Genomic DNA, 24,903 nt, shown 5'->3' with positions numbered 1-24,903 from the left:
TATATATTTTGGTTCTCGAAACAAAAACGGCTTATACAAAATTGCATAAGCCAAAGATTCTTAACAAAACCGAGAATAATACCACAAGCCGCCGAAAATTAAAACGAGAATCAAGATGACGATAAACAGCGCATACCATCCTCCACCGCCGCTAGGATATTGCACAGGATATGGTACGGGGTAAAAGCCGGGCGGGTATGGATAACCATATGGCATATAATTCCCCCCTTTATCCTTTTACAATAGGGTATGTGCCCTAGCCCGTGCTTGTATAGGCAGGCGTGTATGTCCGCTTTTGTCCAAACGAAATTCACATCTGTTTTTACCCAATTGTAGTATAATTTATTTTAGATTTAATTGGGGAGAGGGACAGCACTTGAAAAAAATTCTACTGATAGATGATGAAGAAAGAATGTTAGATTTACTTTCCCTCTATTTAAAACCAAAGGGATATATGTGTATAAAAATGACATCTGCTATAAAGGCGATTCATTATTTGGAGGAGGAAAATGCAGATCTCATCTTATTGGATGTGATGATGCCCGAAATGGATGGCTGGGAGGCATGCCTAGAGATACGAAAAAATTGGGACATCCCCATTATCATGTTAACCGCTCGAAGTGAAAAAATCGATGTGGTTAAGGGCTTAAAAATGGGTGCGGATGATTATATTTCTAAACCATTTGATGAAGATGAGCTAATCGCTAGAATTGAAGCCATTTTAAGAAGAAAGAATGGAATAAAAGGGGGAGTAGCCTTTAATGGTCTTTTCTTAAATGAAGACTCCTTTGAAGTTTCTTATCATGATAATAATGTCCCCGTTACCCCTAAAGAATTTTCGATCTTGGGACTTTTCTTGCAGAATCGAAATAAAGTATTTACCCGGGAACACTTGTTAACTACCATTTGGGGATATGCTGCACCTACAGAAGACCGAACGGTTGATTCTCATGTGCGGAATCTAAGAGAAAAATTAAGAAAAACAGGTTTTCCCGTTGATGAATATTTGACAACTGTCTGGGGACTGGGGTATAAGTGGATGGATAGGGATTAGAATCAGGAGGAAAAAAGTGAAGATTCAAAAGAAAGTATTACAAGTTATTTTAACTGGTATTTTATTGATTGTTGCCGGCTGCAGCGGAAACGAGCAAAAAAATGCAGTACCAAAGAATGAGTCGGTAAATAAAACGAAATTTGAAATTGTAGAAGCGAAATCATTTAAATTAGAAAATATACGAGGAATTGGCTTTCCAGGAAATGATAATAGTCTTTATGTTGCTTCAAATGATGGTTTAAAAATATTGAAAGATTCAGCATGGTACAAAACAACCACAAATAACCATGAATATATTGGCTTTCAGGCAATTGAAAAAGGCTTTGTATCAAGTGGGATTCCGCAAAAGGGGACTGGCCTTAAAGACCCGCTTGGTTTGGTACAAAGTAATGACAAAGGAAAATCCCTCAAAAAATTAGCCTTCTATGGTGATACGGATTTTTATTTTATGGCGGCTAGTTTTTCTGGAGATGCCATCTATGTAATTAGTGAACAGCCGCAGGATAAATTAAGCCAAGGCGTCAATTATACGAAAGACAACGGACGAACTTGGAAAAAAAGTGCTTTCCAAAATTTTGGCGCGGATTCACTGGGAATGATGGCAGTTCACCCAACAAATGGGGATATCATGGCGATGTCAACTAGATCAGGAATTTATTATTCTACTGACAATGGAAATACGATGAAACGAATAACGGATCCTTTTATGGTTACGGCCCTTACATTTAACGGTGATTCAATTTTATTTTCCAGTGTTGAAAACAATTCAATTTTCTTGAAAACTTGGAACGCTGCTACTGGCAGCATAACAAATATCACGATTCCATTTCTTGATTATGACAATCCAATTACTTATTTAGCGGTGAATCAAAAAAATCAAAACCAAATCGCTTTCACCACGTATAGAAATGATTTATACCAATCTATAGACGGTGGAAAAACGTGGAACATGTTATTAAAAGACGGTAAAAAAGAGCTGGAGTAATCCAGCTCTTTTTCAACTTTGTCTTTAGCTTTTCTTCTTTCTTTCCTTCTCGGCCCGGTAGAATTCATGAAACATTTTCATTAATGCCCGCTTTTCGATTCTAGAGACATAGCTTCGGGAAATTCCAAGTTCTTTGGCTATCTCACGCTGTGTTTTTTCCTTTTGCAAATCAAGGCCAAAGCGTCCGATAATCACTTCCTTTTCGCGATCATCAAGCACTTCAATATATTTCTTTATTTTTTCTAGCTCCATATTTAACTGGATAGTATCAATGACATCTTCTGATTCTGATTTCAATACATCAATTAAGGAAATTTCATTCCCCTCTTTGTCTTGGCCAATTGGATCATGCAGGGAAACGTCCTTTTTCGTTTTCTTCAATGCCCGCAAATGCATAAGAATTTCATTTTCAATACATCGTGCAGCGTAGGTGGCAAGTTTTGTTCCTTTCCCCTCTGAGTAGCTTTCAATCGCTTTTATTAATCCGATTGTTCCGATGGAGATTAAATCTTCCGAATCTTCACCGGTATTTTCGAACTTTTTGACAATGTGGGCAACTAAGCGTAAGTTATGTTCAATTAGCATATTGCGTGCATGCGAATCCCCTTCTGCCATTAATCGTAGATATTTCCTTTCTTCTGCAGCAGATAGGGGTTGAGGAAAGGCATTATTTTTCACATAAGATACAAGAAACAAAATCTCTTTCACCAAGTAGCCAAGAGCTGTCAAGATTCCAGACATCTACTTCCACCCCCGTATCTTTTTTTGGGCTTCTGCCTATTATTAATTCCTATGAAGAAAACGGGAAATTGTGTCTGTCCAGAAAATTTTATTGTTTAAAAAGGCCATTTTCGCATAAATTGTTGTTTTACGTACAAGTTTATCAACCCGTATAATTAGAAGCTTCGTGGCATCTTTTCGTAAGAACAATTGCGAAAATTGCCTAGAAACTAAGTAAATGTACCTTATTAAGTTCTAAAAGCAACAAAGTTAACGAAAAGAGCCTTAAAAAAAATAACCTGCTTGGCTATTGCCCAAGCAAGTCATTTTTGCATTTCTGAATTATTAAACTTTTTTAAGCTTAAAAGAGCTGACCATTAGGAAGGATAGAATAATAATAATAAATAAAAACGTTTGGGATGGTACGTAGTTAATGGCCAAAAAGCTTAAGGTTGCTAAGCATCCTGCTGCAGTGATTGGTAAACCAGTGAAATATCCATTGCTTTCGGTAATGTTAAAACGTGCAAGTCTAAATGCGCCGCATCCAATATAAAATACAGTGAAAAATGTGCCCGGTCCGCCGAATTCATGCAAAACTCCCTGGTATAGCAATAGTGCAGGAGCCACTCCAAATGATATAATATCACTCATGGAATCCAATTGTTTACCGAGCTCTGATTCGATATTAAACTTTCTTGCAATCAAGCCGTCAAAACGATCTGCCAAGGCTGCAATAAAAATAAGCAATAAACTTAACCGCAGGTTATTGGCATGAAGTGCGAAAATAATAGCAAATCCACCCAATGATAAATTTGTTAACGTAATAACATTGGCTGTTTGGGATTTAAGCTTTTTGATGGTTTGATCCAAAACGTCCAATAAAAACATTTCTCCTCATCACTCCTTTTTTAAAAAGCCAGAAGGGAATTCCATTTCTTGAGATTATTCTATATTATTTAATTCTAAGCGTTTTATGCTTTTTCGTAAAGAGTATTTTTACACTATTTGGGGGTCATTTAATGTTGCAACCTATGTATCGTCTTTTGATTGAATTAACGAATGGAAGGTGGACATCCCGCATATTAAAGAGCTTTGCACGTTCACGTGTAAGTCGGTTTATCGTACCATCCTTCGCTAGAATCTATCAATTGAATCAAGAAGAAATGGATAAAGGACTGTCAGAATATCCAACCCTTCATGATCTTTTTATTAGAACCTTGAAAAGTGAAGCGAGGATAATTAATAAAGATCATGATTCCGTAGCAAGCCCGGTGGATGCTGTCATTGAAGATGTTGGTTCCATCAATGAAAAAAGTGACATTATCGTAAAAGGGAAGACCTACTCCATTGATGAGATGCTTGGGGACCGTGAACTGCTTTCAAAATACTTAAATGGTACATATATGATTCTTTATTTAAGCCCAAGCCATTATCACCGGATCCATAGCCCAGTTAATGGAACGGTAACAAAACAATGGACACTCGGTGCAAAATCCTATCCTGTAAATAAATTGGGGTTAAAATACGGAGTCCGAACGCTTGCAAAGAACTACCGCGTCATTACGGAAGTTAAAACAGAATTTGGTCATGTGGCGATTGTAAAGGTTGGAGCGATGTTTGTTAATTCCATCGAGACCACACATAAGGGGTCTGAGTTAGAAAAGGGTGCTGAAATGGCGTATTTCACATTTGGATCTACGGTTGTTTTGTTGTTTGAAAAGGATATATTCCAGGTTGACGCTAATCTTCATACTCCTAAGGAAATTAAGGTTGGGGAAAAAATAGGATTTCTAAAGTAAATTCGTTCTTAAGATGACGGCACGATTAATGTGCCGTTGTTTTAAATAAAAAAAAAGCCCTCATAGGGCAGTGTTTGAATATTATGATGTCATTTTGATTTTATTATATAAGGAACGTCGGTGAATTTCGGATTCAATAAGATTAATAAATTCTTGACTTAATTTTAGTTCTCTTGCTTTAAAATAGGATTCGATTAATAATTCATCTGACAGTTTCCGCACGTCAGAATCCACCTCCGATTTGATAATTAAGGTTCTATTTGCCGATTAGCAAACATAAAATAGTACGTTCAATTGGTGTACCCTAAATCTACCAAATTTATTCCTGTAGAACAATCGTTCTAATTATCCACATAATCCAGTGGATAACTTGTGATTAATTTGTTTATAAAGGGAGGAAAATGGACTGACTCAATGGGTATAATGTTAATAACGTTATCCACAGAGTCTGAGATTGCTGAAATTTGTCGAAAAATATTTTTTTATTTTTAATCATTTCACCATATTTTTGAATCTCATGTATTGGCGTGTTTTGATGAACAATAAGAGCATGACATTTATTCTTTGAATCAAAGGTTAAAATTGGTTATGATGAGAAGTGCCATAAAGTCTATTTAAAAATCAATGAGGTGTAAGCTTAGTGTTAAAACAATTTTTACCCGATGAACATGTGAAAAGCATTCTTGATATATCTCCGCAACAATTAAAAGGACGCGGAGTTAAAGGGATTATCACGGATTTGGATAATACATTAGTGGAATGGGACCGCCCCAATGCGACTCCGGCCTTAATCAGATGGTTTGATGAAATTAAAAAACAAAATATCCTTGTCACAATTGTTTCTAATAATAATGAAGAAAGAGTGAAGGCTTTTTCCGATCCGCTCAATATCCCGTTTATTTTTCGGGCTAAAAAGCCAATGGGACCTGCTTTTCACAAAGCCCTGCAACAAATGGGGCTAAAAAAAGAAGAGACAGTGGTTATTGGCGATCAATTATTAACGGATGTACTGGGAGGAAACCGAAGCGGGTTCCATACGATACTAGTTGTTCCTGTAGCGCAGACAGACGGATTTTTTACAAAATTTAACCGCTTTGCAGAACGAAGAATTTTGAATTGGTTCCGCAAAAAAGGCATGCTTCAGTGGGAGGAATAGGCTGTGATTGACCAACAATATGTATGTATGGGATGCGGTGTAAAGGTTCAAACAGAAGATCCTGGGAAAATAGGATTTGCTCCTGCTTCCGCCTTAGAAAAGGAAACCATTATATGTCAGCGATGTTTTCGTTTAAAGCATTATAATGAAGTTCAAGATGTGGATTTAACAGACGATGACTTTTTAAAGATCTTAAATGAAATTGGTAAATCTGATGCTTTAATCGTCATGATTGTCGACATATTTGATTTTAATGGCAGCTGGCTGCCTGGATTGCACCGGTTTGTAGGAAGCAACAAAGTTCTGCTTGTAGGAAATAAGGTTGATTTATTACCTAAATCGGTTAAACATAATAAATTAATTCACTGGATGAAACAAGAAGCCCGCGAACTCGGCCTGAGGGCGGAGGAGGTTTTCCTTGTTAGTGCTGCAAAAGGCTTGAATATTAAAGAAACGGCAGCAGCAATCGATGATATACGTAATGGTAAGGACGTTTATATTGTTGGTTGTACAAATGTTGGTAAGTCCACGTTTATTAATAGAATTATTAAAGAGGTAACAGGGGAGGCGGATGTTATCACCACTTCTCACTTTCCTGGAACTACTTTAGATATTATTGAAATTCCTTTAGATGATGAGAAAGCATTAATTGATACACCAGGAATCATCAATCATCATCAAATGGCTCATTTTGTTGATAAGAAAGATTTAAAAGTTATTACTCCGAAAAAGGAAATAAAGCCAAAGGTATTTCAATTAAATGAGGGCCAAACCTTGTTTTTTGGCGGACTTGCCCGTTTTGATTATGTAAGCGGAGGCAGAAGATCTTTTGTTTGTTATCTTTCCAATGACATTAACATTCACAGAACCAAAACGGAAAATGCCACTGAGCTGTATGAAAAGCATGTCGGAGAAATGCTGACCCCTCCACGAAAAGAGCAACTAGGTTCGTTCCCTGAACTCGTTAAACAGGAATTTATCATTAAAGAAGCCAAGACAGACATTGTTTTTTCGGGGCTTGGCTGGATAACGGTGAATGAGCCAGGGGCAAAGGTTGTTGCTTACGTACCTAAGGGAGTTCAAACGCTAATCCGAAAATCATTAATTTAAAGATAGAATGTGGGATGAGGAGATACAAATGAAAAAATTATTTGCAGTACTAGGGGATCCAATTGGACATTCCATGTCTCCCATTATGCATAATGATTTATTTTCGTATTATCAAATTGATGCTCATTATCTGCCTTTCCATGTCAAGAATGAAGACTTGGAGGATGCTGTTAAAGGATTGAAAGCACTTGGGGTGGGCGGATTTAATATAACGGTCCCGCATAAGAGCGCTATTATTCCCTTCCTCGATGAAGTAGAGGAATTGGCTTTAAATATTGGAGCAGTTAATACGGTTGTCAATGATGGGGGCAAATTAATCGGATACAATACAGATGGACCTGGATTCTTAAGGGGATTAAAGCTGTACATGCCTTCTATAGAGGGAAAGAAAGTCTTACTTATTGGAGCAGGCGGCGCTGCAAGAGGAATTTATTTCACTTTAGCTAAGGAAAAAGTGCTGGCAATAGACATTGCAAATCGTACGGTGGAAAAGGCCTCTGATCTCATTGAAGCTTGCCCATACAGCATTTCATCCAGCGCCTTTACATTGGATGAGGCAAGCAAAAACTTAGAGGAATATGATTTAATCATCCAAACCACGACGATAGGCATGTCACCAAAAATTGCGGAATTGCCAGTAAACGTGACAAATTTAAATAAACAAGCATTAATATGTGATATAATATACAACCCGCTTGAGACCCTATTTTTGCAGAAAGCAAAAGAAAAAGGAGCAAGCATCCAAAACGGCATCGATATGTTTATTTTTCAGGGGGCCCTTGCTTTTGAAAAATGGACTGGGATTTTTCCTGATGCTGAAAGAATGCGGGAAAATGTGTTAAACCAACTAGGAGGAAAAACATGTTAACAGGTAAACAAAAAAGATTCTTACGTTCAAAGGCACACCACCTTGACCCTATTTTTCAAGTAGGAAAAGGCGGAGTGAATGAAAATATGATTAAACAGGTTGCGGATGCTCTTGAAGCGAGAGAGCTATTTAAAGTGAGCGTTTTGCAAAACTGTGAAGAAGACAAAAACGTAGTTGCCGAGCAGCTGGCTGAGGGTGCAGGTGCGGAAATCGTGCAAATTATCGGAAATACAATTGTCCTTTACAAGGAATCAGTGGAAAAGAAGCAAATTACTCTTCCATAAAATGAAGGCGGTGGAGCATGAAGAAAGTTGGGATTTTAGGCGGTACTTTTGATCCGCCGCATTTCGGACATCTTTTGATTGCAAATGAGGTTCTTTTCGCTCTTCAGCTTGATGAGATTTGGTTTATGCCAAATCAGGAGCCTCCACACAAGAAAAAGTCTGATGCTGTAAAAAATGAGGATCGGCTTCATATGCTGCAGTTAGCTTTAGGAGATAATCCTGCTTTTCAAATTCAGTCCATTGAACTTGAGAGGGAGGGTCCATCTTATACAGTTGAGACAATGAAGTTAATCAATGACGAATTTACTGACCATCAATTCTTCTTTATTATTGGTGCAGATATGATTGAGTATTTACCAAAATGGCATAACATTGACGAGCTCGTAAAGCTCGTTCAATTTGTTGGCGTGGAACGGCCTCATTATAGCCATCAAACCAATTACCCTGTCCTATATGTAGACGTACCCGCGTTGGATATCTCTTCAAGCACGATCAGAGAGAGAATAAAAAACAGGAAGACGGTTCGTTATTTACTGCCAGATTCCGTTATTTCTTATATTGAGGAGAAACATTTATATGGAACGTGAAAGGGCCTTACAGTTAGTAAAGAAACAATTAACCGAACATCGATACCAGCATACCTTAGGGGTGATGGAAACTGCTATTATCTTAGCTAATCGATATGGTGCAGATGAAAAAAAAGCTGAACTTGCGGCGATTTTTCATGATTATGCAAAATTTCGTCCAAAGGAAGAAATGAAAGATATTATTGCTGCAAAGGGTTTTCCGCAGGATTTGCTCGAATATAATGCTGAACTTTGGCATGCACCTGTTGGTACATATTTAGTTGAGAAGGAAGCAGGCATATCGGACCGTGATGTCTTGGAGGCGATTCGTTACCATACATCCGGCAGGCCGGGAATGACACTTCTTGAGAAAATTATTTATTTGGCCGATTATATTGAACCGGGAAGACACTTTCCAGGGGTCGATGAAGTAAGGGAAATGGCACAGGAAAGCTTAGATAAAGCATTAATTAAAGCGGTTCAAAACACAATTGTATTTTTAATGAAAAAGAATCAAATGGTATACCCGGATACTTTTCATACGTATAACGACTTAATAAAAAATTTGGAGGATTGATTAATGGATAATCAAGAGTTACTTAAGATTACCGTAAAGGCCGCAGATGATAAGCGCGCTGAGGATATAATGGCTTTAAACATGAAGGGAATTTCCCTAATTGCGGACTACTTTATTATCTGCCATGGAAATTCGGATAAACAAGTCCAGGCAATTGCCAGAGAAATGAAAGAAAAAGCGCAGGAAAATGGATATGATGTTAAAAGGATAGAAGGTTTAGATGAAGCTAGATGGGTATTGATTGATTTAGGGGATGTTGTGGCCCATGTATTCCATCGTGATGAACGAAGCTATTATAATCTAGAACGGTTATGGGGCGATGCTCCGTTAGAAGATATCCGCAGTGAGCTTAATTCATGAGCTATGAACAGTTCGCTTATCTTTACGATGAACTGATGCAGGATGCACCGTATGATGAGTGGGTCCAGTTTGTCAAAGATAAACTTGTAAAATATGGTATTAGCGAAGGGTCAATAAGATTACTTGATTTAGCTTGCGGAACGGGAGAGCTTTCGGTCCGATTTGCAGAGGAGGGCTATCAAGTGATTGGTGTTGATTTGTCTGCTGATATGCTGGCTGTCGCTCATACAAAAGGAGAGAAAGCCGGAATAAAGATTCCTTTCTTTCAACAAAACATGGCTGACTTAGAGGGACACGGAGAATTTGATGTGGTCGGTATTTTTTGTGACTCATTGAACTATCTTGAATCAGAGGATGATATAAAGAATACCTTTTTAAATGTATACAAGCATTTAAGTCAAACTGGAATTTTTATTTTTGATGTGCACTCGATCTACAAAATGACCGAGGTTTTCATCAATCAGACTTTTGCTCATAGTGATGACCATGTGTCATATATCTGGAATAGTTTCCCTGGTGAAAAACCTAACAGTGTAGAACATGAGCTAAGCTTTTTTGTATTAGATGAAAAATCGGGAAAATATGACCGTTATGATGAGCTTCATTTACAACGGACCTATTCTGTTCAACAATACTCGAATTGGTTGAGTGATGCCGGCTTCGATATATTAGAAATAAGTAGTGATTTTGAAAATTTTGCTCCAAATGATCAATCCGAAAGAATCTTTTTTACCGCTAGGAAAAAATAATCTAAGCCATCTTTTAAAAAAAGATGGCTTTTTTATAAAAATATAGAGGATTTTGTCTTAATTTGGCGAATTAATTATTAAAGAATTGTCCCTCTACCTTTGAAAGCTCCTCTTTGAACTTCGCGTGTGTGGCTTGAAATAGGTGTTCAAACATATCGCCTACCTCATTCTCCAATACTTTGATTCCTTCACCTGTTATCCCGCCCTTTACACAAACTTTTTCCTGAAGTGACGGTAAGGTATAGTGACCTTGTTTTAACAATTCACCGAGCCCCACGACCATCTCACTGGCAAATATTGTCGCTGTTTCTTCATCAATTTCCGTTTCTTTCACCGCTGCTTTTATAAAACCCTGAAGTAAATAGCTGAAGAATGCAGGTCCACAGCTAACAATATCAGAGGCAACTCTCGTGATATTTTCATCTATTGAAACTGGCACAGATATCTTCGTAATTAATTTTTCAACTTCTACTTTCCAATAATCGCTGCAATTTTCTCCAAAGGTTGTTAATGAAACCCCAGCCAATGCCCGATTTGTGATACTAGGAATTACCCGGACGACGGAACATGAAACTTTTTTTTCAATTTGGCTTGTACTGACTGGACTTGTTATGGAAACGAGGCATTTTTCCTTTCCTAAATAGGAATTTATCTCATCAAGTATTTTAAAAATCTGTAATGGTTTCACGCAAATAAATATTAAATCGGACTCTGCCGCAACTTCCACTGCATTCGCCGCAATTTTTATATGTTTATATTTTTCTTTAAGCAGCATCGCTTTTGACTTTGTTCTATTTGTAATCATTACTGAAGAAGGGGAGATTGCTTTTCCATCAATCAAAGCTTCGACTAAAATCGTCCCCATATTTCCGGTACCGATGATGCCTATATTCATTGATACGACCCTCCTTCACATGAAAGATTCTCTTATAACAATATGAAAACCAAAAGTGAAATATACCTTTAGAAAGGATGAATCCAATTGAAAGACTGGTTAAATGAACACAAGTTATATGTTATCCTTGCTGCAATTATTGCTTCAGGCGGACTTTATTATTTCTTTAATATGGGTAATGATGCCCCGTCCACATCCAGCAAAACCGTGAGTTTGGAAAACACCTCCCCTCAAACAAACGAACAAGAAAGGGACAAAAATCAGCAGGAAAAACAATCGAAAGTGCCTGATAAAATTATGGTGGATGTTAAGGGACAAATTAAGCAGCCTGGGGTTTATCAAGCCAACACAGGTGAAAGGGTGATTGATGTTATCAGCCGGGCTGGCGGATTAACAGACCAAGCTGACCAAGGACAGGTTAATTTTGCTGAGCATATCCAGGACGAAATGGTTATCTATATTCCAGCGAAGGGGGAGGCTGGCGCTGCACCAGTATCTTCGGGAGGTACAGCCTTATCCGGCAGTGCGGTTCAAAATGAGGGGAAAATTAATCTTAATAAAGCCGATGAAAATGAATTGCAAAACCTTCCAGGAATCGGACCTTCAAAGGCAGCCGCCATCATTGAATACCGGAACACGAGCGGCCCATTTAAAGCGGTAGAAGATTTAAAGAATATAAGCGGGATTGGCGATAAAACCTTCGAAAAGTTAAAGGATTTGGTCGATGTTCATTAAATACGCCAATTGACCAAATTGTACAAGCCGTTTAAACTTTAAATAAGGCTCTTTTCGTACAATTTGTTGCTATTAGCACTTATAAAGAGTCATTTATAAAGTTTCTAGGCAATTTTCGCAAAATGTCCTTACGAAAAGATGCCACGAAGAATCTTGTTAACGGGTTGGTAGAACTTATACGAAAAACAACAATCTTTGCGAAAATAGCTTTTAATAAAAAGATTTTTTCAAGGGAGTGGGAGAAAATGAAACGGATTTCCTGGGATCAATATTTTATGGCACAAAGTCATTTGCTCGCACTAAGAAGCACATGTACCCGTCTTACAGTGGGAGCGACAATCGTAAGAGATAAACGAATCATTGCCGGAGGCTACAACGGATCGATTGCTGGCGGTGACCATTGTATTGATAAAGGATGCTATGTTATCGATAATCATTGCGTTAGAACCATACACGCGGAAATGAACGCACTCTTGCAGTGTGCCAAGTTTGGTGTCCCAACAGCAGATGCTGAGATATATGTCACCCATTTTCCGTGTTTACAGTGCTGTAAGGCCATTATCCAAGCGGGCATTAAAACGGTCTATTATGCTGAGGATTATAAGAATCACCCTCATGCCATCGAATTATTTGACCAAGCAAATGTAGAAGTAGAAAAAGTAGAACTAACTGAACCATTTATCGATTTTCGAAAGGTAAATCAATAATCCTCAGCTATCGCCGGTTTAAACGCCGGCGAATCTCTTCCCTCATAAATTACTTCAAAATTGGAGAAAAATCATGTACGGAAAATATGTGTACTTTGCAATTGCTGCCTTTTTAGCAGAGTTAAGCGTGCTAAGTGAATTTCTTCCTTTTTTCCTTTTAACCGTAACCTATCTTTATGTTTTGTATAAATACAAGAGATTTAACAATCAACATCTATTGCTTTTGATGGCTATTGTTCTTATAGTTTTTTTCGCCGGACATTCTGCTGTTATTAATAACAAAACAAAGATTCCAGAAACAGAAACAGCATTTTTTCTAAAATATACTCAAGATCCCAAAATTGATGGCGATTTGTTGCAGGTTCAGGCTTTTGAGCAACGGTATAAAGAGAAAATATTAATCCGCTATTACATCCAATCCGAACAAGAAAAAAAACTGTTACATAGTAAAAGTTTTTATGGTTTTATATGCAAGGCTTCTGGCACTTTGGAAAAACCGAAAATGGCCAAAAATCCTAATGGCTTTAATTACCGCAATTATTTATCCGCTAAAGAAATCTTTTGGATTGTTAAAGTCCAAGGAAGTCCCCTTCAGAATTGTGCTCCAGTTCATCAGTCCGCAACAGTCATAATTAAACAGCTTCGTTTTATGGGTGAACGCTACCTTGAAAAACATTTTCCGCTTGAAATCGCATCACTGTCTTCAGCGTTAATTTTTGGTGATAGAAGTATGCTTGACAGTCAACTCCTTGGGGATTATCAACAAACGGGAATTGTCCATTTATTAGCTATTTCAGGACTGCATGTCTCTTTACTTATTGGAATGGTTTTTTTTATGGGCATTCGAATAGGTTTAACCCGGCCGTTCATGTTGAATTTCTTGCTTATTGTGATTCCGATTTATGTAATCTTAACTGGAGCATCTCCGTCGGTTATAAGGGCAGCACTTATGATCTTGCTCATTTTAATCACGGATAAGTGGAAAGGAAGTCTCAAGCTTCTGCCGATTGATGCTATTAGTTTAGCATTTATGTTATATATTTTTTTTAGTCCGCTGGTTCTTTTTGATATCGGTTTTCAGCTTTCCTTTGCCGTAAGCTTTGTCATTATTTTGTCATCTAGTTCAATCCTTAAAGGATATCTCACAAATGGGGCAAAGATGCTGGTTACGTCAATCATTTCCCAATTGGCGGCACTTCCCTTTATACTGTATCATTACTTCGGTATGTCCATGATTGGGATATTCGCCAATATGTTATACATTCCGCTTTTCTCTTTTGTTTACCTGCCGGGTTTATATTTATTGTTTTTCATTCAACTCATTTTTCACCATACCCCGCCATTTTTAATCTCACTATTTTTATTGATAATAAATTTTTTCAATCATCTTATTGGTATTATGGCTGGTTTTTCCATTATTTCATTTGTTCCAGGAAGGCCAAACCTATTTCTCCTAATAATTTATATTCTCATTCTTTTCAGGATTTTTTGTATTTGGGAATCCAGGCCCACTTTCAAAAGAAATGTGCAGCTAATTTCTATTACGATCGTGTTATTTATTTTTCAGCCCTTTTGGAACTTTCTTAATCCCTTTGGCGAAGTAACTATGATTGATGTCGGACAAGGTGACAGCATTTTGCTTCATTTCCCACACAATAGCGGCACCTACCTTATTGATACCGGCGGGACGATGCAATTTACGGAGGAAAGCTGGAAAGAGAAGGGAAAACCATATGAAGTAGGACGAGATGTAGTTGTTCCGTTCTTAAAGGGAAAAGGCATTACTAAAATCGATAAACTTATTCTTACCCATGGTGATATGGATCATATTGGGGGGGCATTTTCCATTTTAAAAGAGATAAAAGTAAAACAAATTCTTATGCCATCTGTTCGCGATCCTTCGAATACTGAAGGTGCCATTGTTAGTTTGGCAAAACAGAAAGGAATACCTGTAATTAAAGTCTCAAAGGGAAGTCATTGGAACAGTGGGGAAAATGAATTTTATATCGTTTCACCAGAAAAAAATTTTAAAGGTGAACGGAATCGTGGTTCGATTTCAATGATTGCTCAAATAGGGGGTGTTAGCTGGTTTTTTGGAGGGGATTTAGACCAGGAAGGAGAGAAAGCAATTATCAAAAACTATCCTCATTTAAAAATAGATGTACTAAAGGCGGGACACCACGGAAGCAGAACATCTAGCGCTGAAGCTTTCATTCATCAAATAAAGCCGAGTATTGCGTTAATTTCTGCTGGTGAGCATAATCGATTTGGTCATCCCCATCAGGAAGTGCTCGAGCGATTAAGGGCCGCTAATATTACGATATACCGGACTGATATACAAGGGGCGATTACCTATCGTTTTTACCAGAGAAAAGGAACCTTTTCAACCTATATGCCATAGGATATAGCAATTAACCCAGAACTAAAAAAGACTGCATTTACTGCAGCCCTTTTTAGTTATTCATATGTAGCTATTTATTAAGATCCGATTAGTTTAATGACTGTTGCAACAATAAACATGATAGCAAAAAAGCCAAAAGAAACCCCAAAGCCAACTCCAGAATCAATTGCATCGTTACGTTTACTTATAATGTTTTTTTCAAATTCGTTCACAATTTACCCCTCCTATTTCAAGATATAGTATAAGCCATTCGCTTGAAAAAATCCAGCCTGCCTCAAATTGCTTTCAATAACTGACAAGTGTTGTCAAAATAGTTTGATTAGCCGCGGGCTACACTATGACTACAAAGAAATTCCGCAAGCATTAAGAAGTTCCTAGGGCCTTGATGCTGCGTTCATTATAGATCGGGAATTGGCACTTTTTAGAAAGCGCTAATTCCCTTTAAGTACTTGTCAAATCGTCCAAGCTTCTTTACGATTATATGTGAGTGAATTGAAGGGGAGCGCTTGGCAAATGGTATTAGATGTTTGGAAAAAAATAAAGCAAAGGGAATTTGCCCCTATTTATTTATTATATGGAACAGAGGCATTTTTAATCAATGAAACAAAACAACTCCTTTTAAACACTGTTTTAGGGGAAGAGGAGAAGGAATTTAATTTCGCTGCTTATGATTTAGAGGAAACACCTATCGAATTAGCCTTAGAAGATGCAGAAACCTTCCCTTTTCTTGGTGATAGAAAGGTTATTTTTTTACATAATCCTGCTTTTTTAACGGCCGAAAAAACAAAAGAAAAAGTGGACCATAATTTAACACGATTTGAGACATATCTAAGGGAGCCAGCACCATATACGATCATGGTTATTTCTGCTCCGTATGAGAAATTGGATGAACGAAAGAAAATCACAAAAGAACTGAAAAGGAACTCTGAAATAGTAGAAGCGAAGAAATTAAATGAGTTTGAACTAAAAAACTGGGTGAAAACAAGGGCGAAATCCAGTGAAATTGAATTCGAGCAAGAAGCGATTGATCAATTGCTGGCACTTAGCGGCACCAATATGTTTATGCTTTCAAGTGAAATAGAAAAACTGGCTTTATATGCTGCAGAGAAAAAAAGAATTGATGTAACGATTGTTGAGCAATTAGTGGCAAGGTCACTTGAGCAAAATATTTTTACCTTAGTTGAAAAGGTTGTTCAGCGGAAACTTGATGAAGCATTAAGAATTTATTTTGATTTGTTAAAACAAAATGAGGAACCGATTAAAATACTGGCACTTCTGGCTGGCCAATTTAGATTGATTTATCAGGTAAAAGAGCTCTCAAGAAGAGGATACGGTCAACAGCAAATTGCGGGATATTTGAAAACTCACCCGTTCCGTGTAAAGCTTGCTCTCGGACAGGCAGCCAGTTTTACTGATGAGGACTTATCCCATTTGATGGGCCTCCTTGCCGAAGCAGACTATCAGATGAAAACGGGTGGAATGAATAAATCCTTATTAATCGAAATGCTATTGTTTCGCTTAAAGAAATAAAAAAAACGATTCCTTTAAATAAGGAATCGTTTTTTTTATTATAGAGAGTTAGCTTTTTTCATTAGACGAGATTTTTTACGAGCAGCAGCATTCTTATGGATAAGACCTTTTGCAGCAGCCTTGTCTAATTTACTAGCAGCAGTTACTAATGTTTCTTTTGCAGCAGCTGCATCGTTAGTTGAAATAGCAGCTTCTGCTTTCTTAACAGCAGTACGCATTGCAGATTTAGCAGTTGTATTTTGAGCATTACGAGCTTCGCTTGTTTTTACACGCTTAATAGCAGATTTAATGTTAGGCATTACTTTCACCTCCTACAAAGAATCGAGACTATATGAACTCGACTTAACATTCATTATTAATAATTCGCAACAAGAGATATTTTATCAAATGGGACCCTATATTGCAATATAGAAATTACTTTGTTACTTAGTTTACCCTGCATGTTTTTATCGAAAAGGGGTAAAAATAGGAAATAGTTTCTATATTTAAGGAAATTTTTTGATTGGAGGGATTTAAAATGGGTGAGTCTATCGACTTAAGTCAGTATTCTGTTCGAACAGATTTAGCGATTGAAGCAAGGGAAATGGTGCTTGCTGGCAGAGGTGGATCTGTACAGCAGGAGGAAAATCTTTCTCAAATTGAAGGCGTCATCATCAAAGAAAAAGATGTTGATGATATAAAAATCTCATTAGTAGAAGTTACAAAACAAGGTGAAGAGCAGCTTGGAAAAAAAGCTGGCAGGTATTTAACGTTGGAAGTTCAAGGGATTCGCCAGCAAAACACAGAGGTGCAGCAAAAGGTTGAGGAGATTTTTGCCAAAGAATTCTCTCATTTTATAGAAGGTTCAGGAATTAAAAAAACGGATTCCTGTCTTGTCGTTGGGCTGGGAAACTGGAATGTAACGCCAGATGCGCTGGGACCCATGGTTTGTGAAAATCTCCTGGTTACACGTCACCTTTTTCAACTCCAGCCGGAAAATGTGGAGGAAGGATATCGCTCTGTCAGCGCTCTCTCACCTGGTGTAATGGGGTTAACAGGAATTGAAACGAGCGATATTATTTTTGGGGTGGTAGAAAAAACAAAGCCTGATTTCGTGATTGCGATTGATGCCTTGGCATCGCGTTCAATCGAAAGGGTTAATTCTACCATTCAAATTTCCGATACAGGCATACATCCTGGTTCAGGGGTTGGAAACAAACGAAAGGAATTAAGTAAAGAAACATTAGGAATTCCTGTAATCGCCATAGGTGTGCCCACAGTGGTGGATGCAGTTTCCATTACAAGTGACACGATTGACTTCATCCTAAAACATTTTGGTAAAGAGATGAGGGAAGGAAATCGTCCATCACGTGCACTTGCTCCTGCAGGAATGAGCTTTGGAGAACGACGCAAATTGACAGAAGAAGATATGCCTGAAGAAAAGCATCGGAAAACCTTTCTTGGAATGATTGGGACACTCCCTGATGAGGAGAAAAGAAAGTTAATTTATGAAGTTTTGTCCCCGCTTGGCCATAATTTAATGGTTACACCTAAGGAAGTCGATGTTTTTATTGAAGATATGGCTAATTTAATTGCCAGTGGATTGAATTCCTCGCTCCACAGCGCGGTTGATCAGGAGAATGCTGGATACTATACGAGATAGCATATATTTAGGGGCCAATTTGGCCCCTCGATGAAATCTCTTATTTTTAAAAATGTGGTTCTACCAACTCTAGCAATGTCATAGGATTTACTAGAATCCGTTTTGCGAGGTGGAACCATGAAATCTAAATCTTCAGGAACGTTTGTAATGGTGCAAGGGACAAGTCTATTGAAAGCCGGTGCTGGACTTTTTGTGTTTTTGCTATTGATTTTCTCTATAAGTGGGTTGTTAACCTCGTTAAAACCACAATATCGATTAATGTCGACTTCCGTTAACCAAGCGACCATGAAGGTGAACGGTGAACTGCTGTATCAATTGATGGGTTGGGAAAATCATCATTTTTTAAAGGTAGATAACAATTGGACAACTGCCCCTAAATTAACCAATTTAGTATTTAAGCTGTCAAGCAATATTAATTTGAATGATCCACGAAGCTTGCTTGGCCGAGAATTACCTGGATTTTTTCAATTTGATGGACAAATTGTCGTGGCTGGCGAGGGAACGAATTACACCAATATGCCAATAGAATCCTCACCGCCAATCGATATTATGAAAGCGGAACGTGAGGCTGCCTTGCAAAATGTAGAGGGTCTGGACAAGCCGGATGATGAGAGTCCTCGTCAAACACCTGGGCAGACAACAGGAGATCGAAAAGTAGTATACCTTTACTTCACACATAACCGGGAATCCTATTTACCATATCTTAAGGGTGTCACCAACCCGGATTTAGCCTATCATTCGCAAATTAACGTGACAAAAATTGGCGATCATCTAAAAACAAGTTTAGAGGATAGAGGAATTGGGACCTTTTTAGATAAGACAGATGTACAGGCGAACTTAAATAAAAAAGGCTTAAATTATGTGAATTCTTACCAAGAATCACGCTCAATTGTACAAACGGCAATGGCGACAGATCGTGATTTACATTATTTTATTGATATTCATCGAGATTCTAAACGAAAACCTCAAACAACAGTTACCATTAATGGAAAGTCCTACGCAAAGCTTGCATTTATTATTGGCGGCAAAAATGCGAATCATGAAAAAAATGAAAAGTTAGCAACTGAACTCCATAACCTTTTGGAAAAAAAATATAAGGGTTTGAGCAGGGGTGTGATCGTGAAGATGGGTGGAAATGCTGTATATAATCAAAACCTTTCAGATAATGCGATCTTAATCGAATTTGGCGGTGTAGATAATACATTCGATGAATTAAATCGTTCTGCCGATGCACTGGCCGATGTGTTTAGTGAATATTTCTGGCAGGCCGAAAAGGTTAATCAGGATGTTGAACAATCAACGAATAAACAATAGAAGTAGGGAGCATTCTTATGAAGATGTTCATGCTAAAAAGCTTAGGAGTTGCAGCGCTTATGTTTATCTCCGTTTTAGCAGGAATGCAATTGGCTAATGATGGAATTCATAAAATGAAAGGCTATGATGATCCGAATTTTCAAAATGCTGTTTCTATTAATGAAACGGACAAAGACTTAAATGCAACCTTTCTTGGGAAGGATATTTCCAGTCATGATATAGAAGCAAAAAAGAAGAAGCTAGAAGAAATAAGCGCTTTTAATTTTTTTTCCTCAATGGGAAAGAAATTATCGGACGGGCTCTCAGGTGCCTCTGGAAAACTGATCAAGAAAATTACTGAATAATAAAAGGAAAGCGGCCATTAATTAGGCCGCTTTTCGAATGTCTAGCTCCAGCGCCTAGGGGCTCGAGGTCATAAGCCAATCCGGCGAGAAGGTTAAAGAACAACCTTCCCGCCGGCTCGTCTTATGCTTGTCGCCCCTGAACAAGGCGCTTCCGCTTTTCGAATTTAATTGAATCTTATTTCCCCTGCTGATATAATCAAAAATAGTGTACATGTGCGAGTATAGTAGGAGTGAACGACATGAACAAAGAAGAAAAACTCAAACGACAATCAAAGATTAGAAACTTTTCGATTATTGCCCATATTGACCATGGTAAATCAACATTGGCAGATCGGATTTTAGAGAAAACCAATGCTCTTTCATCACGTGAAATGAAAGACCAGCTGCTCGATTCAATGGATCTTGAACGAGAACGAGGCATTACGATTAAGTTAAATGCCGTCCAGCTTAAATATAAAGCAAAAGATGGAGAAGAATATATTTTCCATTTAATTGATACACCGGGACACGTCGATTTTACGTATGAGGTATCAAGGAGCCTTGCTGCCTGCGAAGGGGCGATTTTAGTCGTAGATGCAGCACAAGGAATAGAAGCACAGACACTAGCGAACGTTTACCTTGCCCTCGATAACAACCTTGAAATTCTACCTGTTATAAATAAAATAGACCTTCCAAGTGCAGAACCTGAAAGGGTTCGAAATGAAATTGAAGAAGTAATTGGCTTAGATGCCTCTGAAGCAGTTTTAGCATCTGCTAAAGCAGGAATTGGTATTGAAGATATCCTTGAACAAGTAGTAAAGACAGTTCCGGCTCCAACAGGAGACCCTGAAGCACCATTAAAGGCACTCATTTTCGATTCATTATATGATGCATATCGTGGTGTTGTTGCCTATATCCGTGTCGTTGAAGGATCAGTAAAAGTCGGCGATAAGATTAAAATGATGGCCACTGGTAAAGAATTCGAAGTAAATGAGGTGGGAGTATTTACTCCTAAAGCAACGTTACTTGATGAATTAACCGTTGGCGATGTTGGCTTTTTAACAGCTTCGATTAAAAATGTCGGGGATACTCGTGTTGGTGATACAATTACGAATGCGAAAAATGGAACGACAGAACCCCTTCCAGGTTACCGGAAACTAAATCCAATGGTGTATTGCGGACTTTATCCAATTGATACAGCTAGATTTAATGACCTTCGTGAGGCCCTTGAAAAGCTTCAGTTAAATGATTCCGCCCTTCAATTTGAACCGGAAACATCCCAAGCACTTGGATTTGGTTTCCGCTGTGGTTTCTTAGGTCTTCTTCATATGGAAATCATTCAAGAGCGGATTGAGCGCGAATTCAAAATAGACTTAATTACCACGGCACCAAGTGTTATTTATCACGTACACATGACAGATGGCACTGAAATAAAGGTAGATAACCCGTCTAATTTGCCGGATCCTCAGAAAATTGATCGTGTAGAAGAGCCTTATGTAAAAGCAACTATGATGGCTCCTAATGAATATGTAGGGGCGATTATGGAGCTTTGCCAATTAAAACGCGGAATCTTTATTGATATGCAATACCAAGGTGAAAATCGCGTAAGCATTATTTATGAAATTCCATTGGCAGAAATAGTTTATGATTTCTTTGATCAATTGAAATCTGGCACGAGGGGATACGCATCTTTTGACTATGAATTAATTGGTTATAAACCATCTAGTCTGGTTAAAATGGATATATTGTTAAATAATGAAAAAGTAGATGCCTTAAGCTTCATTGTGCATAAGGATTTTGCTTATGAACGAGGAAAAGTAATTGTTGAAAAACTAAAGGAATTAATTCCAAGGCAGCAATTTGAAGTACCTGTTCAGGCTGCAATTGGCCAAAAAATTGTTGCTCGTTCAACGATTAAAGCAATGCGGAAAAACGTATTGGCTAAATGTTATGGGGGAGATATCTCTCGTAAACGGAAGCTGTTGGAAAAGCAAAAAGAAGGTAAGAAGCGGATGAAACAAGTTGGCTCTGTTGAAGTACCGCAGGAAGCCTTCATGGCCGTCTTAAAAATGGACGATAATAATTCAAAAAAATAAACATGAAAGAGAGGTAAGGACTAGCCAAATATGGTGAAGCCTGCCTCTTTTTATTAGGAAGTGAAAAACTTGATTAAAGCAGCATACCTTCATATCCCTTTCTGTGAGCATATTTGTCATTATTGTGATTTTAATAAAGTGTTTTTGAAGGGGCAGCCGGTTGATGAATACTTACAGGCACTGGACCGCGAAATGGATTTGACCCTACAAAAGTTTCCAACAGATGAACTGCAAACCATTTTTGTTGGCGGCGGCACACCAACGTCACTAAATGAGCAGCAGCTGCAGCGATTTTGTGAAAGCATCAATAAACGATTACCCCAAAGCACAGATTTGGAGTTTACTTTTGAAGCGAATCCGGGAGATTTATCAAAAGAAAAACTGCAAATATTAAAGGATGCAGGTGTAAACCGAATCAGTCTGGGTGTCCAAACATTTAATGAAGAATTGTTAAAAAAAATTGGCCGTGTCCATCGAGCGAAAGACGTATACCAATCGGTTGAAAATGCAAAATCCGTAGGCTTCGAGAATATCAGCATTGATCTTATTTTCAGCCTGCCAACTCAAACAATTGCAGACTTTAAGGAATCTTTAATAGAGGCCTTCACACTCGATATTACTCATTATTCCGCCTATTCGCTAATTATTGAACCAAAAACGGTTTTTTATAATTTATTGAAAAAAGGTAGTCTGTCAACCCCCGGTGAAGATGCGGAAGCAGCAATGTATGAATTGTTAATGGAAGAAATGGAAAAACACGGATTTTCCCAGTATGAAATTAGTAATTTTTCAAAGCCTGGCTATGAAAGCAGGCACAATCTTACCTATTGGAATAATGAACAGTACTATGGGTTTGGAGCTGGAGCACATAGTTATCTAAATGGACTAAGGCGTTCAAACGTTGGTCCCTTGAAAAGATATAGGGATCTCATAACAAAAGGTGAAATGCCTATTTTGGAGGAAAATCAAGTAAACATTTCGGAACAAATGGAAGAGGAGATGTTTCTGGGGCTGCGTAAGACAGCCGGAGTTTCAATCTCTCAATTCACCGGAAAATTTGACCGAAATCCTTTAAAAATATTTAAACATCAGCTTGAGGAGCTTGCTGCCAAACATTGGATTGAAGTCTCTAATGATCATATATATTTAACTAAAAAGGGGCGTCTTTTAGGAAATGAAGTTTTTCAAACCTTTTTAGGAGTATGTGATGTGTAATGATTGACACCATCCCCCCTTTTTTGATAATTTATTAATATAATTAGCACTCGGTAACAAGGAGTGCTAACAGAGGTGATGAATGTTGTTAACAGATCGTCAATTGTTAATTCTTCAGGTTATTGTTGATGACTTTATTCGATCTGCACAACCTGTCGGCTCAAGAAGTCTGTCGAAAAAAGAGGAAATTTCCTTTAGTTCAGCGACGATTCGCAATGAAATGGCTGACCTTGAAGAAATGGGGTTTATTGAAAAGACGCATACCTCATCAGGTCGTGTCCCTTCAGAAAAAGGTTATCGTTATTATGTAGATCATTTGCTTTCGCCTCAGGTTCTAAATCAGCAGGATATTTCAATCATTCAATCGATTTTTGCTGAGAAAATTTTTGAGTTTGAAAAAATCATTCAAAGATCTGCTAAAATTTTATCGGATTTAACTAATTATACATCAATCGTTTTAGGACCGGCTGTTAGTATTAATAAGTTAAAAAGGATACAAATCATTCCGTTAAACAAAGAAACAGCGGTCGCTATTTTTGTTACGGATACAGGGCATGTTGAGAACCGCTCCTTTTCATTACCACCGTCTATAGATATTAGTGATTTGGAAAAAACGGTGAATATATTGAATGATCGTTTAGCAGGAGTTTCTCTCGAAGATCTGAACGATAAAATATATAAAGAGGTAGCTGTTCTTCTAAGGCAGCATATCCATAATTATGATTTAATGCTGCACACCATTGGTGAAACCTTTAAAATGCCAATTAATGAAAAGTTATTTTTTGGCGGAAAAACCAATATGTTAAGTCAGCCAGAATTCCATGATATTACAAAAATTCGAAGTCTTTTAACGATGATTGATCAGGAAGAGTGGATTTATAATTTAATAAGGAAAAACTCCTCTGGAATCAATGTGAAAATAGGCAAAGAAAATAATGTGAGTGCCATGGATAATTGCAGCTTAATTACGGCTTCTTATTCTATTGGTGCAGAAAATTTAGGAACAATCGCGATTCTTGGACCTACCAGAATGGAATATTCCCGAGTCATCAGTCTGCTCCAATTATTAAGCCATGATTTAACTGAAGTCTTAACTAAGCTGTATCAAAATAATTAGCACTGGTAATATTGAGTAAGGGTGAAATGCCTGTTTATTTCACCCCCTTTACTATGGAAATGTATTTTAATTTAGCTTGCGAGTAATTCTTTAAGGGAGGTGAGTAAGTTGACCAATGAAAAGAACAATATCATAAATGAAGAAGTTGAACTTACTGAAAAAGAAGTGGCTGAACCAGTTTTTGCTGAAGAGGAAAATGTTGAACAAGAAGCAGTGAACCCTCTTGAAGAACAACTTAAAGAAATTCAAATGCTTCAGGAAAAGTTAGATGCAGCAGATAATCGTTATCTTCGTCTTCAAGCAGATTTTGATAATTTCCGTCGCCGTACTAGACTCGATCTAGAAGCGAGTGAAAAATATAGAGCACAAAAATTAATTACGGATTTACTTCCTGCTTTAGATAATTTTGAAAGAGCATTGAAAGTGGAAGCCGAAAATGAGCAAACAAAGTCTCTTTTGCAAGGTATGGACATGGTATTCCGCAGTTTGGTAGATGCTTTGAAAAAAGAAGGTCTTGAACCAATTGAAGCGGTTGGCAAGGAATTTGATCCACATCAGCACCAGGCAGTCATGCAGGGGGAAGATGAAAATTATGGTTCAAACATTGTCATTGAGGAGTTTCAAAAGGGTTATCTATTAAAAGATAGAGTCATCCGGCCATCTATGGTTAAAGTCAATCAATAAAGTTTACATATTTATT

At 37.7% G+C, this 24,903-nt stretch carries 28 protein-coding genes and 1 pseudogene; 22 read left to right on the top strand and 7 right to left on the bottom strand.

Annotated features, from left to right (window positions below; genetic code table 11):
* Positions 1-60: 60 nt before the first annotated feature.
* Positions 61-216, bottom strand: a complete 156-nt coding sequence (locus PH210_RS20745) for a DUF4381 domain-containing protein (RefSeq protein ID WP_289988080.1) — start codon at positions 214-216, stop codon at positions 61-63.
* Between the two features lie 160 nt (positions 217-376).
* Here PH210_RS20745 and PH210_RS20740 point away from each other — a divergent pair, with 160 nt between their 5' ends.
* Together PH210_RS20740 and PH210_RS20735 are read left to right on the top strand one after the other, a co-directional pair.
* On the top strand, positions 377-1,054 hold the full coding sequence (locus PH210_RS20740; RefSeq protein ID WP_289988079.1) for a response regulator transcription factor: 678 nt from the start codon (positions 377-379) through the stop codon (positions 1,052-1,054).
* 16 nt (positions 1,055-1,070) lie between these two features.
* On the top strand, positions 1,071-2,039 hold the full coding sequence (locus PH210_RS20735; RefSeq protein ID WP_289988078.1) for a F510_1955 family glycosylhydrolase: 969 nt from the start codon (positions 1,071-1,073) through the stop codon (positions 2,037-2,039).
* Between the two features lie 24 nt (positions 2,040-2,063).
* On the opposite strand, the gene sigK is transcribed toward PH210_RS20735, so the two are convergent.
* Together sigK and pssA are read right to left on the bottom strand one after the other, a co-directional pair.
* A complete protein-coding gene (gene sigK / locus PH210_RS20730) occupies positions 2,064-2,780 on the bottom strand; it encodes an RNA polymerase sporulation sigma factor SigK (RefSeq protein ID WP_289988077.1) in 717 nt (238 codons plus the stop codon).
* 324 nt (positions 2,781-3,104) lie between these two features.
* Positions 3,105-3,647: a CDP-diacylglycerol--serine O-phosphatidyltransferase gene (gene pssA / locus PH210_RS20725; protein WP_223591269.1), complete on the bottom strand. Its 543-nt coding sequence runs from the start codon at positions 3,645-3,647 to the stop codon at positions 3,105-3,107.
* Positions 3,648-3,778: 131 nt separating this feature from the next.
* Between pssA and PH210_RS20720 the strand changes: the two genes are divergently transcribed.
* A complete protein-coding gene (locus PH210_RS20720; RefSeq protein ID WP_289988076.1) occupies positions 3,779-4,558 on the top strand; it encodes a phosphatidylserine decarboxylase in 780 nt (259 codons plus the stop codon).
* Positions 4,559-4,639: 81 nt separating this feature from the next.
* Here the strand turns inward: PH210_RS20720 and PH210_RS20715 are convergent, their stop codons facing one another.
* Positions 4,640-4,780: a sporulation histidine kinase inhibitor Sda gene (locus PH210_RS20715; protein WP_223591272.1), complete on the bottom strand. Its 141-nt coding sequence runs from the start codon at positions 4,778-4,780 to the stop codon at positions 4,640-4,642.
* Positions 4,781-5,198: 418 nt separating this feature from the next.
* Between PH210_RS20715 and PH210_RS20710 the strand changes: the two genes are divergently transcribed.
* The 8 genes from PH210_RS20710 to PH210_RS20675 are packed head-to-tail and all read left to right on the top strand — an operon-like array spanning position 5,199 to position 10,228.
* Positions 5,199-5,714 (top strand): YqeG family HAD IIIA-type phosphatase, encoded by a 516-nt coding sequence (locus tag PH210_RS20710; protein ID WP_223591274.1) that lies wholly within the window; start codon positions 5,199-5,201, stop codon positions 5,712-5,714.
* Between the two features lie 6 nt (positions 5,715-5,720).
* Positions 5,721-6,824 (top strand): ribosome biogenesis GTPase YqeH, encoded by a 1,104-nt coding sequence (gene yqeH, locus PH210_RS20705; RefSeq protein WP_289988134.1) that lies wholly within the window; start codon positions 5,721-5,723, stop codon positions 6,822-6,824.
* 28 nt (positions 6,825-6,852) lie between these two features.
* Positions 6,853-7,692, top strand: a complete 840-nt coding sequence (gene aroE / locus PH210_RS20700) for a shikimate dehydrogenase (protein WP_289988075.1) — start codon at positions 6,853-6,855, stop codon at positions 7,690-7,692.
* Positions 7,686-7,976, top strand: coding sequence for a ribosome assembly RNA-binding protein YhbY (yhbY, locus tag PH210_RS20695; protein WP_289988074.1), 291 nt, complete (start codon positions 7,686-7,688; stop codon positions 7,974-7,976). The genes aroE and yhbY overlap by 7 nt, the downstream gene beginning before the upstream one ends.
* 17 nt (positions 7,977-7,993) lie before the next feature.
* The gene (locus tag PH210_RS20690; RefSeq protein ID WP_289988073.1) at positions 7,994-8,563 is read left to right on the top strand and encodes a nicotinate-nucleotide adenylyltransferase; all 570 of its coding nucleotides are present in this window, start codon (positions 7,994-7,996) and stop codon (positions 8,561-8,563) included.
* The gene (gene yqeK, locus PH210_RS20685; protein WP_289988072.1) at positions 8,553-9,119 is read left to right on the top strand and encodes a bis(5'-nucleosyl)-tetraphosphatase (symmetrical) YqeK; all 567 of its coding nucleotides are present in this window, start codon (positions 8,553-8,555) and stop codon (positions 9,117-9,119) included. Before PH210_RS20690 ends, yqeK begins: the two co-directional genes overlap by 11 nt.
* 3 nt (positions 9,120-9,122) lie before the next feature.
* Positions 9,123-9,479, top strand: a complete 357-nt coding sequence (rsfS, locus tag PH210_RS20680; RefSeq protein WP_289988071.1) for a ribosome silencing factor — start codon at positions 9,123-9,125, stop codon at positions 9,477-9,479.
* Positions 9,476-10,228, top strand: a complete 753-nt coding sequence (locus PH210_RS20675; protein ID WP_289988070.1) for a class I SAM-dependent DNA methyltransferase — start codon at positions 9,476-9,478, stop codon at positions 10,226-10,228. The genes rsfS and PH210_RS20675 overlap by 4 nt, the downstream gene beginning before the upstream one ends.
* Positions 10,229-10,298: 70 nt before the next feature.
* On the opposite strand, the gene comER is transcribed toward PH210_RS20675, so the two are convergent.
* Positions 10,299-11,123: a late competence protein ComER gene (gene comER / locus PH210_RS20670; protein WP_289988069.1), complete on the bottom strand. Its 825-nt coding sequence runs from the start codon at positions 11,121-11,123 to the stop codon at positions 10,299-10,301.
* 87 nt (positions 11,124-11,210) lie between these two features.
* Between comER and PH210_RS20665 the strand changes: the two genes are divergently transcribed.
* The 3 genes and pseudogenes from PH210_RS20665 (at position 11,211) to PH210_RS20655 (ending at position 14,966) form a co-directional block, all read left to right on the top strand.
* The gene (locus tag PH210_RS20665) at positions 11,211-11,858 is read left to right on the top strand and encodes a helix-hairpin-helix domain-containing protein (RefSeq protein ID WP_289988068.1); all 648 of its coding nucleotides are present in this window, start codon (positions 11,211-11,213) and stop codon (positions 11,856-11,858) included.
* A gap of 245 nt (positions 11,859-12,103) precedes the next feature.
* Positions 12,104-12,550: pseudogene (locus PH210_RS20660) on the top strand (ComE operon protein 2); the annotation flags it as partial.
* 88 nt (positions 12,551-12,638) lie between these two features.
* Positions 12,639-14,966 carry a DNA internalization-related competence protein ComEC/Rec2 gene (locus tag PH210_RS20655; RefSeq protein ID WP_289988066.1) on the top strand — a complete coding sequence of 776 codons (2,328 nt, stop codon included), beginning with the start codon at positions 12,639-12,641 and terminating at the stop codon, positions 14,964-14,966.
* Between the two features lie 77 nt (positions 14,967-15,043).
* On the opposite strand, the gene PH210_RS20650 is transcribed toward PH210_RS20655, so the two are convergent.
* Complete coding sequence (locus tag PH210_RS20650) at positions 15,044-15,178, bottom strand: YqzM family protein (RefSeq protein WP_289988065.1); 135 nt, start codon at positions 15,176-15,178, stop codon at positions 15,044-15,046.
* Positions 15,179-15,479: 301 nt separating this feature from the next.
* Between PH210_RS20650 and holA the strand changes: the two genes are divergently transcribed.
* A complete protein-coding gene (gene holA / locus PH210_RS20645) occupies positions 15,480-16,496 on the top strand; it encodes a DNA polymerase III subunit delta (protein WP_289988064.1) in 1,017 nt (338 codons plus the stop codon).
* Between the two features lie 38 nt (positions 16,497-16,534).
* Here the strand turns inward: holA and rpsT are convergent, their stop codons facing one another.
* Positions 16,535-16,795 (bottom strand): 30S ribosomal protein S20, encoded by a 261-nt coding sequence (gene rpsT / locus PH210_RS20640; RefSeq protein ID WP_223591294.1) that lies wholly within the window; start codon positions 16,793-16,795, stop codon positions 16,535-16,537.
* Positions 16,796-17,013: 218 nt separating this feature from the next.
* Between rpsT and gpr the strand changes: the two genes are divergently transcribed.
* The 7 genes from gpr to grpE all read left to right on the top strand — a co-directional run bounded on the left by gpr (position 17,014) and on the right by grpE (position 24,887).
* On the top strand, positions 17,014-18,138 hold the full coding sequence (gpr, locus tag PH210_RS20635) for a GPR endopeptidase (RefSeq protein WP_289988063.1): 1,125 nt from the start codon (positions 17,014-17,016) through the stop codon (positions 18,136-18,138).
* Positions 18,139-18,255: 117 nt separating this feature from the next.
* Positions 18,256-19,452 carry a stage II sporulation protein P gene (gene spoIIP, locus PH210_RS20630; protein ID WP_289988062.1) on the top strand — a complete coding sequence of 399 codons (1,197 nt, stop codon included), beginning with the start codon at positions 18,256-18,258 and terminating at the stop codon, positions 19,450-19,452.
* A gap of 17 nt (positions 19,453-19,469) precedes the next feature.
* Positions 19,470-19,796, top strand: coding sequence for a DUF3679 domain-containing protein (locus PH210_RS20625; protein WP_289988061.1), 327 nt, complete (start codon positions 19,470-19,472; stop codon positions 19,794-19,796).
* 239 nt (positions 19,797-20,035) lie between these two features.
* Entirely contained in the window at positions 20,036-21,871 is a 1,836-nt protein-coding gene (gene lepA / locus PH210_RS20620; protein WP_289988060.1) for a translation elongation factor 4, read from the top strand.
* A 69-nt stretch (positions 21,872-21,940) separates the two neighbouring features.
* Complete coding sequence (hemW, locus tag PH210_RS20615) at positions 21,941-23,086, top strand: radical SAM family heme chaperone HemW (RefSeq protein WP_289988059.1); 1,146 nt, start codon at positions 21,941-21,943, stop codon at positions 23,084-23,086.
* Between the two features lie 85 nt (positions 23,087-23,171).
* Positions 23,172-24,203: a heat-inducible transcriptional repressor HrcA gene (hrcA, locus tag PH210_RS20610; protein ID WP_289988058.1), complete on the top strand. Its 1,032-nt coding sequence runs from the start codon at positions 23,172-23,174 to the stop codon at positions 24,201-24,203.
* 108 nt (positions 24,204-24,311) lie between these two features.
* Positions 24,312-24,887: a nucleotide exchange factor GrpE gene (grpE, locus tag PH210_RS20605; protein ID WP_289988057.1), complete on the top strand. Its 576-nt coding sequence runs from the start codon at positions 24,312-24,314 to the stop codon at positions 24,885-24,887.
* The last annotated feature ends 16 nt before the right edge of the window (positions 24,888-24,903 follow it).

The organism is Paenibacillus sp. BSR1-1, assembly GCF_030403775.1.
Lineage (GTDB): Bacteria > Bacillota > Bacilli > Bacillales > Cytobacillaceae > Neobacillus.
This window is presented reverse-complemented; position numbering and strand designations above follow the sequence as displayed.

Coding starts and splice junctions, on each gene's coding strand:
- PH210_RS20745 (WP_289988080.1), bottom strand. CDS start 216: ATGCCATATGGTTATCCATACCCGCCCGGCTTTTACCCCGTACCATAT.
- sigK (WP_289988077.1), bottom strand. CDS start 2,780: ATGTCTGGAATCTTGACAGCTCTTGGCTACTTGGTGAAAGAGATTTTG.
- pssA (WP_223591269.1), bottom strand. CDS start 3,647: ATGTTTTTATTGGACGTTTTGGATCAAACCATCAAAAAGCTTAAATCC.
- PH210_RS20720 (WP_289988076.1), top strand. CDS start 3,779: ATGTTGCAACCTATGTATCGTCTTTTGATTGAATTAACGAATGGAAGG.
- aroE (WP_289988075.1), top strand. CDS start 6,853: ATGAAAAAATTATTTGCAGTACTAGGGGATCCAATTGGACATTCCATG.
- yhbY (WP_289988074.1), top strand. CDS start 7,686: ATGTTAACAGGTAAACAAAAAAGATTCTTACGTTCAAAGGCACACCAC.
- PH210_RS20690 (WP_289988073.1), top strand. CDS start 7,994: ATGAAGAAAGTTGGGATTTTAGGCGGTACTTTTGATCCGCCGCATTTC.
- yqeK (WP_289988072.1), top strand. CDS start 8,553: ATGGAACGTGAAAGGGCCTTACAGTTAGTAAAGAAACAATTAACCGAA.
- rsfS (WP_289988071.1), top strand. CDS start 9,123: ATGGATAATCAAGAGTTACTTAAGATTACCGTAAAGGCCGCAGATGAT.
- PH210_RS20675 (WP_289988070.1), top strand. CDS start 9,476: ATGAGCTATGAACAGTTCGCTTATCTTTACGATGAACTGATGCAGGAT.
- comER (WP_289988069.1), bottom strand. CDS start 11,123: ATGAATATAGGCATCATCGGTACCGGAAATATGGGGACGATTTTAGTC.
- PH210_RS20655 (WP_289988066.1), top strand. CDS start 12,639: ATGTACGGAAAATATGTGTACTTTGCAATTGCTGCCTTTTTAGCAGAG.
- holA (WP_289988064.1), top strand. CDS start 15,480: ATGGTATTAGATGTTTGGAAAAAAATAAAGCAAAGGGAATTTGCCCCT.
- rpsT (WP_223591294.1), bottom strand. CDS start 16,795: ATGCCTAACATTAAATCTGCTATTAAGCGTGTAAAAACAAGCGAAGCT.
- gpr (WP_289988063.1), top strand. CDS start 17,014: ATGGGTGAGTCTATCGACTTAAGTCAGTATTCTGTTCGAACAGATTTA.
- spoIIP (WP_289988062.1), top strand. CDS start 18,256: ATGAAATCTAAATCTTCAGGAACGTTTGTAATGGTGCAAGGGACAAGT.
- PH210_RS20625 (WP_289988061.1), top strand. CDS start 19,470: ATGAAGATGTTCATGCTAAAAAGCTTAGGAGTTGCAGCGCTTATGTTT.
- lepA (WP_289988060.1), top strand. CDS start 20,036: ATGAACAAAGAAGAAAAACTCAAACGACAATCAAAGATTAGAAACTTT.